The 12,331-nt window shown below is 70.3% G+C and carries 9 protein-coding genes and 1 tRNA gene; 1 reads left to right on the forward strand and 9 read right to left on the reverse strand.

The window, feature by feature from the left end:
• Positions 1–73: 73 nt before the first annotated feature.
• From rpmE to ACH4TL_RS02090, 9 genes are all read right to left on the reverse strand, one after another.
• On the reverse strand, positions 74–298 hold the full coding sequence (rpmE, locus tag ACH4TL_RS02050) for a 50S ribosomal protein L31 (protein WP_055547732.1): 225 nt from the start codon (positions 296–298) through the stop codon (positions 74–76).
• A gap of 160 nt (positions 299–458) precedes the next feature.
• Positions 459–1,595 (reverse strand): LCP family protein, encoded by a 1,137-nt coding sequence (locus ACH4TL_RS02055; RefSeq protein ID WP_398313377.1) that lies wholly within the window; start codon positions 1,593–1,595, stop codon positions 459–461.
• Positions 1,596–1,912: 317 nt separating this feature from the next.
• A complete protein-coding gene (rho, locus tag ACH4TL_RS02060) occupies positions 1,913–4,042 on the reverse strand; it encodes a transcription termination factor Rho (protein WP_398313375.1) in 2,130 nt (709 codons plus the stop codon).
• A 401-nt stretch (positions 4,043–4,443) separates the two neighbouring features.
• Complete coding sequence (gene thrB / locus ACH4TL_RS02065; protein ID WP_398313373.1) at positions 4,444–5,358, reverse strand: homoserine kinase; 915 nt, start codon at positions 5,356–5,358, stop codon at positions 4,444–4,446.
• 860 nt (positions 5,359–6,218) lie between these two features.
• Entirely contained in the window at positions 6,219–7,295 is a 1,077-nt protein-coding gene (gene thrC, locus ACH4TL_RS02070; protein ID WP_398313726.1) for a threonine synthase, read from the reverse strand.
• 116 nt (positions 7,296–7,411) lie between these two features.
• Positions 7,412–8,704 (reverse strand): homoserine dehydrogenase, encoded by a 1,293-nt coding sequence (locus ACH4TL_RS02075; RefSeq protein WP_398313371.1) that lies wholly within the window; start codon positions 8,702–8,704, stop codon positions 7,412–7,414.
• A 142-nt stretch (positions 8,705–8,846) separates the two neighbouring features.
• Positions 8,847–10,238, reverse strand: coding sequence for a diaminopimelate decarboxylase (gene lysA / locus ACH4TL_RS02080; RefSeq protein WP_398313369.1), 1,392 nt, complete (start codon positions 10,236–10,238; stop codon positions 8,847–8,849).
• An 18-nt stretch (positions 10,239–10,256) separates the two neighbouring features.
• Positions 10,257–11,159: an arginine--tRNA ligase gene (locus ACH4TL_RS02085; RefSeq protein ID WP_398313367.1), complete on the reverse strand. Its 903-nt coding sequence runs from the start codon at positions 11,157–11,159 to the stop codon at positions 10,257–10,259.
• A gap of 135 nt (positions 11,160–11,294) precedes the next feature.
• Positions 11,295–11,717: a response regulator gene (locus ACH4TL_RS02090; RefSeq protein WP_398425132.1), complete on the reverse strand. Its 423-nt coding sequence runs from the start codon at positions 11,715–11,717 to the stop codon at positions 11,295–11,297.
• Positions 11,718–11,943: 226 nt separating this feature from the next.
• Between ACH4TL_RS02090 and ACH4TL_RS02095 the strand changes: the two genes are divergently transcribed.
• Positions 11,944–12,015: transfer RNA gene (locus tag ACH4TL_RS02095), tRNA-Arg, on the forward strand.
• Positions 12,016–12,331: the final 316 nt, after the last annotated feature.

Here is a 12,331-nt window from a genome sequence, read left to right on the forward strand (position 1 = left end):
GGTCGGCCGACGCAAAACGCCGGTCCGGTCGCCCCTGCGGAGGGGCGACCGAGGACCGGCGCCGTGCGGGTCGCTACTTCTTGGCGGACCCGGCGTTCTTGCCGAAGCGGGCCTCGAACCGCGCCACACGGCCACCGGTGTCGAGGATCTTCTGCTTGCCCGTGTAGAACGGGTGGCACTCGGAGCAGATGTCGGCACGGACGGTGCCGCCGCTCATGGTGCTGCGGGTGGTGAAGGACGCGCCACAGGTGCAGCTGACCTGGGTCTCGACGTACTCGGGGTGGATGTCGCGCTTCAAGGGATTCTCCTGGGTTCTCGGGAGGGCTCCGGGTCGACGGGCGGGTTTGCACGTCGTGAACCGGGGCCGACGAACCAGTTTGCCAGCACTGGCCGCATCACCCAAAACCGGGGGTGGGGCCGGGATATTCCCGGCCCCGTCCGACATCCGCCGACCGGTCCTACTTGACCACGTCGCCGGCGTTGTTCGCGTCGCCCGCGGACCCCTTGGAGGCGGCCGCCGGAATCGGCTTGTCCGCGCGCAGCGCCTTCCAGATCAGCTTGGTCTTCGACTCCATCGGCAGCACCCGGGACGGGTTCTGCGGGTCGTACTGGACGGGCAGCGTGGTCATCTTCATGTTGCCCGAGCCGATGCCCTGGAGGCTCTTGGCGAAGCCCGACAGCTTGTTGACCGAGGCCAGCTCGGAGTCGGTGGTGAGCGCCTTGGTGGAGGTGTTCGCCAGGTCGTACAGCTTCTTCGGGTTGCCGAAGAGGTCGACGTGCTTGATCTGGTCCAGCAGCGCCTTGACGAACGCCTGCTGGAGCTTGATCCGGCCGAGGTCACTGCCGTCGCCGACGCCGTGCCGGGTCCGCACCAGGCCCAGCGACTGTTCGCCGTTGAGGGTGTGCGGACCGGCTTCGAGGTCGAGGTGGCTCTTCGGGTCGTGGATCGCCTGGGTGGTGGTGATGTCGACGCCGCCGAGGTCGTCGATCAGCTGCTGGAAGCCGGCGAAGTCGACCTCCAGGAAGTGGTCCATGCGTATGCCGCTCATGGCCTCGACGGTCTTGATGGTGCAGGCCGGGCCGCCGGTCTCGTAGGCGCTGTTGAACATCGCCTCCTGGACGGCGGGGCTCTGCTCGCCGTCCTTCTCGCACGAGGGGCGCTGGACGAGCGTGTCGCGCGGGATGCTCACCACGCTGGCCTTCTTACGGCCCTTGTAGACGTGGACGATCATCGCGGTGTCGGAGCGCTGGCCGCCCTCGTCCTTGCCGTACTTGGCGTTCTTGCCCGCCCGGGAGTCGGAGCCGAGGACGAGGATGTCCATCGAGCCGTTGTCGACGTTCTTGGGGCGGTTCGAGCCCAGGGCCGCGTTGACGTCGACGCCGGTGAGGTTGCCGTTGAGCTTGTAGTAGAGGTACCCGGCCCCGGCGCCGCCGAGGATCAGGACCGAGGCGACCGACCAGATGGTGATGTGGGTGGCCCTGCGGCGCGTGCTGGGGCGCTTGCGGCGGCGGCCTGAGGGGCGGGCGGAGGAAGCACCTCCGCGGGCTCGGTGGCGGCCCGGGTTCACCGGCGTGCTCTGCTGGTCGTCAGCCATGTGCTCCTCAGTCCTCGTATCCCGGGTACCCCCTGCCGTCACGGTCAGGCGTGGCGTCGCGGATTCGACCTGACAGATGACAGGCCGAGCGCCAGGGTTGCATACGGAGTTCGGCTTGTTTTCATCTGGGGCAGCCCCGGCGCCGTTCGTCCCGTTCGTCCGCCTTACCGCTCCCACCTGCGCTTTCGGAGGCGATAAGGGCATCGAGACCGTTCCGTGACTGTCCCTTTTGATGTGGTTCACCTCTCACAAAAAACGAGGCCTCCCCGCGCTGCGGGGAGGCCTCGGGTTACTGAGTGTGATCAGTGCATGGGTGCTCAGTCGCCGTTGTTGCCCGGGGTGGGCGTGGTCTTGGCGATCTGCATCAGGAACTCGGCGTTCGACTTCGTCTGCTTCATCTTGTCGAGCAGCAGCTCGATCGCCTGCTGCGAGTCGAGCGCGTGCAGCACCCGGCGCAGCTTCCAGACGATGTTCAGCTCCTCCGGCGCCAGCAGGATCTCTTCCTTACGGGTGCTCGACGGGTCGACGTCGACCGCCGGGAAGATGCGCTTGTCGGCGAGCTTCCGGTCGAGCTTGAGCTCCATGTTGCCGGTGCCCTTGAACTCCTCGAAGATCACCTCGTCCATCCGCGAGCCGGTCTCGACCAGCGCGGTGGCCAGGATGGTCAGCGAGCCGCCGTCCTCGATGTTCCGCGCGGCACCGAAGAACTTCTTCGGCGGGTACAGCGCGGTCGAGTCGACACCACCGGACAGGATGCGGCCGGAGGCGGGAGCCGCCAGGTTGTACGCACGGCCCAGACGCGTGATCGAGTCCAGCAGCACGACCACGTCGTGGCCCAGCTCCACCAGCCGCTTGGCCCGCTCGATCGCCAGCTCGGCGACGGTGGTGTGGTCCTCGGCGGGACGGTCGAAGGTCGAGGAGATGACCTCGCCCTTGACCGAGCGCTGCATGTCGGTGACCTCTTCAGGGCGCTCGTCGACGAGGACGACCATCAGATGGCACTCGGGGCTGTTGCGGGTGATCGCGTTGGCGATCGCCTGCATGATCATGGTCTTACCGGTCTTCGGCGGGGCCACGATCAGACCGCGCTGGCCCTTGCCGATCGGCGCGACCAGGTCGATGATCCGGGTCGTCAGGCCGCCTGCCTCGCTCTCCAGACGGAGCCGGTCCTGCGGGTAAAGCGGCGTCAGCTTCCCGAACTCGGGCCGCCCACGGCCGGTTTCGGGCGCCATGCCGTTGACCGAGTCGAGCCGCACCAGCGCGTTGAACTTCTCGCGGCGCTCACCCTCGCGCGGCTGACGGACCGCACCGGTGACGTGATCGCCCTTGCGCAGACCGTTCTTGCGGACCTGGGCGAGCGAGACGTACACGTCGTTCGGGCCCGGCAGGTAGCCGGAGGTCCGGATGAACGCGTAGTTGTCGAGGATGTCGAGGATGCCCGCGACCGGGATCAGGACGTCGTCCTCGGACACCTGCGGCTCGTTGCCGAAGTCGTCGCGGCCACGGCGGCCACGGCGGTCGCGGTAGCGGCCGCGGCGCCCACGGCGCCCGCCCTCGAAGTCGTCGTCGTCCTGCTGACCCTGCTGGCCCTGCTGGCCGCGCCCGTCGCGCTGCTGACGGCCGCCGCCGCCCTGCTGGCCGTCGTCGCCCTTGCCGCCGCGGCCCCGGTCGCCCCGGTCGCGCTGGCCGCCACGCTCGCGGCGGTCGCCCTTCTGGCCCCGCTCCTGGCGGTCGCCGCCCTTGGCGCCCTTGCCCTCGGCGGTGTCCGCCGCAGCCTCGCCCTTGCTCTCGGAGCGGGCCGAGGCGTCGGTGCGGGCCTCCGTACGGGTCTCGACGGCGGTGGCCGTGCCGCCGGACTCGGCGGTGGCGGTGGCCGGCGCGGTCGCCCGGCGGCGACGGCGCTCACCGGCCGGCTGCTCGTCGGCGGCCGGCTCCCCGGACTGACCCGGGATGTCGATCTGCGCTTGCGAAGCGGCCTTGTCCGCCTTGCCGCCCTTGGCGGCCTTGCCGGACTTCTCGGCATCCGCGGCCTGGTCGGCCTTCTCGGCCTTGTCCTGCTTCCCCGCGTCCGCGCCGTCCTCGCCCGTACGGGCCTTGGAGGTCGTACGGCGCTTCGGCTTGGTCACCCCCTCGGCGGTGGACGGGGCGGCCTCGGAGCCCTGGGCTCCGCCGCCGGATGCGGCCTGCTTCTCCTTGATGACCTCGATCAGCTGGCTCTTGCGCATCCGCGCGGTGCCCTTGATGCCCAGGCTCGAGGCGAGCTGCTGGAGCTCCGCCAAGACCATGGCGTCAAGGCCGGTGCCCGAGCGGCGTCGCCGCGGGGCAGTGCCAGTGGCAGCACCGGTGGCAGGCGCGGAAGCGTCCGTAGCGGGCGCGGCGGCATTGCCGACACCGCTGTCGGAGGTGCCGGAGGCGTTCACGCCCATCAGATCGGTGGTGTCGCTCACGAAGGGTCCTTCCCTGGAGCGGGCGTCGGCCTGTCTGGCTCGGCGACCGGTTGTGCTGTCCGGCTGTGGTCCTTCCGTTACGGACCGGGCCGGGGCGGTGGTCCGCCGGTACGGCGGAGAGAACATTCATGGTTCCGACGCGACGGAATGGTTCACTCGAATCCGCCACGCCGATTCCGGTGCGTGCACGACACTGCTCAGGCAGGCTGCTCAGGCAGTGTGGGAGGCTCCCGGAAGAAGGGTGGTCCCGGATGGGGACACTGAGCACCGTGCCTCCGAATACATCCAAGAGGCTTCAAGTGCAGACTTGAGGTTAACACTACCGGATCCAACAAACATTCCCCCTCTCCAACCGGCAATCGAGTTGTGCGGGGCCCGGGAGACACCCCCGGGCGGCTGGGTCAGCTGAGCGGCAGGACGCTCGCCCCCCCGGCGTCGAGAGCCAGCCGGTTGGCCGCCCATCCCTCCCCCGCGAGCTGTGCGACCTTGTCGGCCGCACCGTCCTCGACCAGCGCGAGCACCGTGGGGCCCGCGCCGGAGACGACCGCGGGGACGCCGTCCGCACGCAGTCGGTGCACCAGGCTCACGCTCTCGGGCATCGCCGGAGCGCGGTATTCCTGGTGGAGCCGGTCCTCCGTCGCCGCGAGCAGCAGCTCGGGACGCCTGGTCAGGGCCTCCACGAGCAGGGCCGCCCGCCCCGCGTTGACGGCCGCGTCCACATGCGGGACGGTGCGCGGCAGCAGTCCGCGGGCGGTCTCCGTGAGCACCGGCTTCCCGGGCACGAAGACCACCGGAACGATGGAACCGGCAGGGTCCATCCTGATCGCCCGGGCGGCTCCCGCGTCCGTCCAGGCGAGGGTGAAGCCGCCGAGCAGACAGGCGGCGACGTTGTCGGGGTGGCCCTCGATCTCGGTGGCCAGCTCCACCAGCGCCGCGTCGTCGAGCTTCTCGGCGCCGCCTATCGTCACGGCGCGCGCGGCGGTGATCCCGGCGCAGATGGCGGCGGAGGAGGAGCCGAGGCCGCGGCCGTGCGGAATGCGGTTGGCGCACACCACCTCGAGGCCGCGCGGCTGCCCGCCCAGCAGGTCGAAGGCGGTACGGAGGGACCGTACGAGCAGATGGCTCTCGTCGCGCGGCAGGCCCTCGGCGCCCTCGCCCGCGATGTCGACGTGCAGACCGGAGTCGGCGACCCGGACCACCACGTCGTCGTAGAGCCCCAGGGCGAGACCGAAGGCGTCATAGCCGGGACCGAGATTGGCGCTCGAGGCAGGGACGCGCACTCGGACGGCGGCGGCGCGGAACGCTGGACCGGCCATCGCTCGATGACTCTCCTTGTGTGACGTGAGATTGCTCGAAGAGGTACGGAACACCGCGGGGGCCACCGTGACAGGACGGCGGCGCCATGAACGCTCTGCGTCGGGGCGGATTCAGTACAGCCTATCGAAGGAAGGTTCTGTGGCGACATAGGGCGCACGGGAGGCGCACGATGCGTGTCGCACTCCCTGTCGTCGACCGGGACCACTCTACTGGAGGGTCCCCCTGCCCTCATCGTTCCTGCGCATCTCGTCCACGGCTTGAGTGGATCTTGAGATCGCGGCACGGGAGGGTGTGGCCGGAGCGGGCGCACGCCCCCGCACACGGCCCCGACGGCCCCTCACGTGGGCCCGCACGGACTTCGCGCGCGGGCCAAATCCAGCCCGTCCGGCGATTGAGGACCGGGGTCCGGGGGCGGAGCCCCCGGTTCGGGAAGGGGCGGGCTGGGGGAAAACCCCCGCCCGGCCCTCCAACGCAGGACCACACGCCCCTCGCAGGGGACCGCACGGCTTCGCACGCAGGGCTGCACGCTCCTGACACGGGCCCCGCACGCCCACCTCGCGAAGGAGCCGCACACCCGCCTCGTACGGGCTGCACACGCCCTGACACGGAGCCGCACCACCCCTGGCGCGGGCCCCGCACACCCGCCTCGCGCGGGGGCCGCATACGCCCTGACGCGGACCCCGCAACGCTGCCCGACGGCGGGCCGCACGGCCCCTGACGTGGGGTTCCGCGGGTGCCACGGGCCGCCGGGCCAGGGAGTCCGAAGACAGCGCCCCGGCCACCGCGCGGCCCGCCGCACGCATGACGCCGAGCCGCGCGGACGACGCGCGCCCGAGCCATACGGCCACGGGGCCGCGGACTACGCCAGCCCGAGCCGTACCGCCGCCGCGTCGGCATCCACCGGCACGATGACCGGCTGCGGGGCACCCGCAACCGCCCAGTCGGGGTCCTTCAGGCCGTTGCCGGTCACCGTGCACACGATGCGCTGGCCCGGGTCGACCTTGCCCTGCTCGGCAGCCTTCAGCAGACCGGCCACGCTCGCCGCGGAGGCGGGCTCGACGAAGACGCCCTCCTGGGAGGCGAGCAGCCGGTAGGCGGCGAGGATTTGGCGGTCGGTCACCTCGTCGATGAAGCCGCCCGACTCGTCCCGCGCCCGCTCGGCCTGGGCCCAGGACGCCGGGTTGCCGATCCGGATCGCGGTGGCGATGGTGGCGGGCTCCTTGACCGGCTCGCCGCGCACGATGGGCGCCGAGCCGGCTGCCTGGAAGCCCCACATCCGCGGGGTACGGGAGGCCGGGCCGCCCTCGGCCGCGTACTCCTGGTAGCCCTTCCAGTAGGCCGTGATGTTGCCCGCGTTCCCGACCGGCAGGACGTGGATGTCGGGCGCGTCGCCGAGCATGTCGACGATCTCGAAGGACGCCGTCTTCTGCCCCTCGATACGCGCCGGGTTGACCGAATTGACCAGCGCCACCGGGTACTTCTCGGACAGGCCGCGCGCGAGCGTCAGGCAGTCGTCGAAGTTTCCGTCGACCTGGAGGATCTTCGCGCCGTGCACCAGCGCCTGGCCCATCTTGCCCAGCGCGATCTTGCCCTGGGGGACCAGCACCGCGCAGACCATCCCGGCCCGCACGGCGTACGCCGCCGCCGAGGCCGAGGTGTTTCCGGTGGAGGCGCAGATGACGGCCTTCGCACCGGCCTCCTTGGCCGCGCTGATGGCCATCGTCATGCCGCGGTCCTTGAAGGACCCGGTGGGGTTGGCGCCCTCGACCTTGAGGTGCACCTCGCAACCGGTGCGCTCGGAGAGCACCTGCGCGGGCACGAGGGGCGTCCCGCCCTCGCGGAGGGTGACGACGGGGCTCGTCTCGCCGACCGGGAGGCGGTCGCGGTACTCCTCGATGATGCCCCGCCAGCCGTGCCATTGGCGGGTGCCGGACATGCGAGTCCCGGCGTCAGCAATTGCGTTCATGATTTCCCTTTTTCTCCGCTCGCCCTCTACTCGGCCTCTGCTCCGCCTCTACCGGCCTGCGGTCGGCCTGCTGCTCGCCCGCTCGACTACTCGCCCTCGACGCGCATGATGCTCGCGACATCGCGGACGGTGTCGAGCCGACGCAGCGTCTCGACGGTCTCCGAGAGCGCGGCATCGCTCGCGCGGTGGGTCACGACGACGAGGGACGCCTCGCCGTCCTTACCCTGCTGCCGGACCGTATCGATCGACACGCCGTGCTCGGCGAAGACTGTCGCGACCTGAGCGAGAACACCCGGTTTGTCCGCGACGTCGAGGCTGATGTGGTACCGCGTGACGACCTGGCCCATGGGGCTCACGGGCAGTCGGCTGTACGCGGACTCGCCCGGCCCCGGGGTGCCCGCCAGCTTGTTGCGGCACGCCGCGACCAGGTCCCCGAGGACGGCCGACGCGGTCGGCGACCCGCCCGCGCCCGGCCCGTAGAACATGAGCTGACCGGCCGCGTCGGCCTCCACGAAGACCGCGTTGTACGCCTCGCGTACCGAGGCCAGCGGATGGGTCAGCGGGATCATCGCCGGGTGCACCCGCGCGGTCACCGAGCGGCCGTCGGCGGCGCGCTCGCAGATCGCGAGCAGCTTGACCGTGCACCCCATGCGCTTGGCGGAGGCGATGTCGGCCCCGGTCACCTCGGTGATGCCCTCGCGGTGCACATCGTCGAGGGTGACCCGGGTGTGGAAGGCGATCCCGGCGAGGATCGCGGCCTTGGCGGCGGCGTCGAAGCCCTCGACGTCGGCGGTCGGGTCGGCCTCGGCGTACCCGAGCGCGGTGGCCTCGTCCAGCGCCTCGGAATACCCGGCGCCGCTGGTGTCCATCCGGTCGAGGATGAAGTTCGTCGTGCCGTTGACGATGCCGAGGACGCGGTTGATGTTGTCGCCGGCCAGGGACTCGCGCAGCGGCCGCACCAGCGGAATCGCGCCCGCGACGGCCGCCTCGTAGTACAGGTCCGCACCGCGCTCCTGGGCGGCGGCGTGCAGCGCCGCACCGTCCTTGGCGACGAGCGCCTTGTTGGCCGACACCACGCTCGCGCCGTGCTCGAAGGCGGTGGTGATCAGCGAGCGGGCGGGCTCGATCCCGCCGATGACCTCGACCACCACGTCGATGTCCCCGCGCTTGACCAGCGCGGTGGCGTCGGTGGTCACCAGCTCGGCCGGTACGCCGTCCCGGACCAGCCCCGGGCGGCGCACCGCGATCCCGGCCAGCTCGACCGGTGCGCCGATGCGCGCCGCGAGGTCGTCCGCGTGCGTCGTCATGATGCGCGTCACCTCTGAGCCGACGACTCCACAGCCCAGCAGCGCCACTTTCAGCGGACGCGTACGCATCATCCGACCTCGCTTCTCATCCATCTAGGTGGTGCACCAGTCTCGTGCACTGGATGGGGTTTCCTGCCCCCGGGTCCAGTATCCGAGATTTCTTTCTCGCTGATCGATCCAGCCAACGGATCTTGCTGGCTACTGGTCGATCTCACTACCCGACATCGAGCCGCAGCAGATCCTCCTCCGTCTCCCGCCGGACGATCTCCCGCGCCTCACCATCCCGGACGGCGACGACCGGCGGACGCAGCGCGTGGTTGTAGTTGCTGGCCATCGACCGGCAGTACGCGCCGGTGGCCGGGACGGCGATCAGGTCGCCGGGCGCCAGGTCGGCGGGCAGGAAGGCGTCCCGTACGACGATGTCGCCCGACTCGCAGTGCTTGCCGACGACCCGGGACACCATCGGCTCGGCCGTGGACGAACGGGAGACCAGCGCGACCGAGTACTCCGCATCGTAGAGCGCCGTACGGATGTTGTCGGACATGCCCCCATCGACACTGACGTACGTCCGCAGCCCCGGCAGTTCCTTGACCGTACCCACCTCGTACAGCGTGAACGCCGTCGGCCCGACGATCGCCCGCCCGGGCTCGACCGACAACCGAGGCACCGAGAGCCCCGCTGCGTCGCATTCGCGGTGGACGATCTCCCGCAACGCCTTGGCGATGTCCCCCGGCTCACTCGGGTCGTCATCCGGCGTGTACGCGATGCCGAGCCCACCCCCGAGGTCGATCTCGGGCAGCTCGACCCCGTGCTCGTCGCGGACCTCCTTGAGCAGTCCGACGACGCGGTGGGCGGCCACCTCGAAGCCGGAGGTGTCGAAGATCTGCGACCCGATGTGCGAGTGCACGCCGATCAGCTCCAGCCCGTCGAGCTTCAGCGCCCGCCGCACCGCCTCGGCCGCCTGCCCGCCCGCGAGCGGAATGCCGAACTTCTGGTCCTCGTGGGCGGTCGCGATGAACTCGTGGGTATGCGCCTCGACGCCGACCGTGACCCGGATCTGCACCTTCTGCCGCTTGCCGAGGCCCTGGGCGATGTGCGCGACGCGGACGATCTCCTGAAAGGAGTCGAGCACGATGCGCCCGACCCCCGCGCTCACGGCCCTTTCGATCTCCCGACTGCTCTTGTTGTTCCCATGCAGGGCGATCCGCTCGGCGGGCATCCCGGCAGCGAGGGCGGTGGCCAGCTCCCCCTCGGAGCAGACGTCGAGGTTCAGCCCCTCCTCGTGCAGCCAGCGCACGACGGCGCGGGAGAGGAACGCCTTCCCGGCGTAGAACACGTCCGCGTCGTCCCCGAACGCCTCCCGCCAGGCCCGGCAGCGGGCGCGGAAGTCGTCCTCGTCGAGGAAGTAGGCAGGCGTCCCGAACCGCTCGGCGAGCGTGGCGACATCGATCCCGCCGACGCTCACCACGCCTTCGTCATTCCTGGTCACGGTGCGGGACCAGACCCGAGCATCGAGCTGATTGAGGTCGGCGGGCGGCGCGGCGTAATGCCCCTCGGGCAGAACATCGGCGTGACGGGGCCCGGCGGGGTGGGCGGAACGGCTCATGCTGTCTCTCTCAATAGATCAAAGGCGTATCGGGGCGCTGATGCCGAGCAGGCGGAGGCCATTGGCGAGCACGACGCCGGTGGCCTCGGCGAGACGTTTTCGCCGCGTACCGGGAAGGAACGCATCAGCTGTGGCAACAAGATGCCGCGCGAGCCGATCAGGCGCACGGTGCCGGGCGGCGGCCTCGACGACACGAGGAAAGTCCCCGATCAACCCAAGCAGCGCGATGTCGTCGCTCTCATCGCTGCACGACTCCCGATGAGCCAACGCATGCGCATACCGCACCCGGAAGAGCGGATTCCCCTCCCGCTGCGACAGCAGACGACCGGGATCGAGATCTGGAAGATCATGTGCGGCAGCCCGCAACAGGGCCCACCGAGCAGCGTCGCCCCCCAGCCGAGTCAGCAGCTCAGGCCCGTCGACCCCGGCACCCCGCACAGAAATAACCTCCCCGCCGACCCCTACGTCGACGGACCCCCCACACCCCTCAACAAGCCCCGTGACCACATGGAGCACCAGCGCGGCCCGCACCTCACCGGCAGGCGCAAACCGCGAGTGCACCCCCGCAAGCGAGTCCCCAAGCCCATACCCATCCCCCTGCTCAAGAACGCCCCCGAGCAGCTGGTCGTGCGCGCGCCCATCAAGGGTGATGTTCAAGAAACCAGGCCCAGCGATATCAACAGCGGCGATCCCAGGCGTACCGACAAGCCGCCGCCGCAAAACCTCAGCAATGCCCGCAGCAGCCCCTGGCCCCCGCCCCCGAGCGAGCTGCAAGGCAACATTCGTGGCGTAATCCCCGCACCCGGGCCGCGGCGGGGTCTGCACCTTCACCCGCTCCGGCACATCGACACACAGCTCGTCGGCCTCGACGGCACGACGCACGGTGTGCAGCACAGTGCGGGAGAGCTGGGCGGGTGTCACGGCACCAGCGTATGGGAGGAGGGGGGTGCCCCCGCGAACCGGTTTCGCCCTTCGGACGTGCGCACCCCTTCACTCAGGGCGCGACGGGCACGTCCCCGTCCAGACCGACGCCCACCGACCAACCCAAGACCTCGGCTAGCCGGTGGGCCCCACAGCCGGCTCAGCATCACCGGGCGCCGCCGCCCCAGCAGCCCCTCGCCTCATCAGCTGCCCCACGAGCTTCACCAGCTCAGCGGGCTCGAAGGGTTTCGCCAGAAAGGCATCCACCCCCAGCGCCCGCCCCCGGTCCACTTCCACCTGCGTACACGCACTGATCATCGCGACCGGCAACCGCCGGGTCCGCGCATCAGCACGCAACCTGGACGCCGTCTGCAGCCCATCCAGTCTGGGCATCACGACGTCGAGAGTGATCACATCGGGTGCCACCTGGTGAACGATCTCCAGGCACTCGGCACCATCGGCCGCGGTCACGACCTCGAAGCCCTCCAGCTCGAGGTTGACCCTGATCAGCTGCCGGATGACCTTGTTGTCGTCGACGACAAGGACCCGGCCGGACAAGCCAGGCACACCCTGAAGAGTAGGCGCGCCCCCACCCCCGCGTCCGCGTTTTGCCCACTTCCACCACGTCCGAGGGACCTTCCCCCCACTCCCCTGCGCCCGCCCCTCCACATGCGGTATACCCCCCTCCGCTCCCACCCGCCGCCTCTCCCCAAAAGCGTTCATGACCACCCTCAGCGAGCTGGTAGTGTTCTACCCGTCGCCGCGAGAGAGCAGCGACAGGCAAGCCCCCGTAGCTCAGGGGATAGAGCAACGGCCTCCGGAGCCGTGTGCGCAGGTTCGAATCCTGCCGGGGGCACCTCGCAAAAGGTGCCAGCAGACCCCGCCATCAGCCCAGCCGCTGAGTGCGGGGTCTTCGCGTATGTGCAGGCGTATACAGCGCTGAGCGGCCCTAGGGCGGGGTCTATGGACCATTCATGGACAGGAACGTGGGACATTCGCCCTGGTCAGGCCCCACGTTTCCCAAGTGTCCGTCAGTTGGCGTCCGGCCACCACTCCAGGGGGCGGAGGCGGCTCCGGCTCATCCCGTTCCGCCTGCCCCGCGTTCTCCCCTCTCAGGGCTGTCAGCCACGGCCATAGATGAGTGGCTGTGCCGGGCAGCTCCACCCCCGACC

It is taken from the genome of Streptomyces sp. NPDC021115, from assembly GCF_044333065.1.
GTDB lineage: Bacteria > Actinomycetota > Actinomycetes > Streptomycetales > Streptomycetaceae > Streptomyces.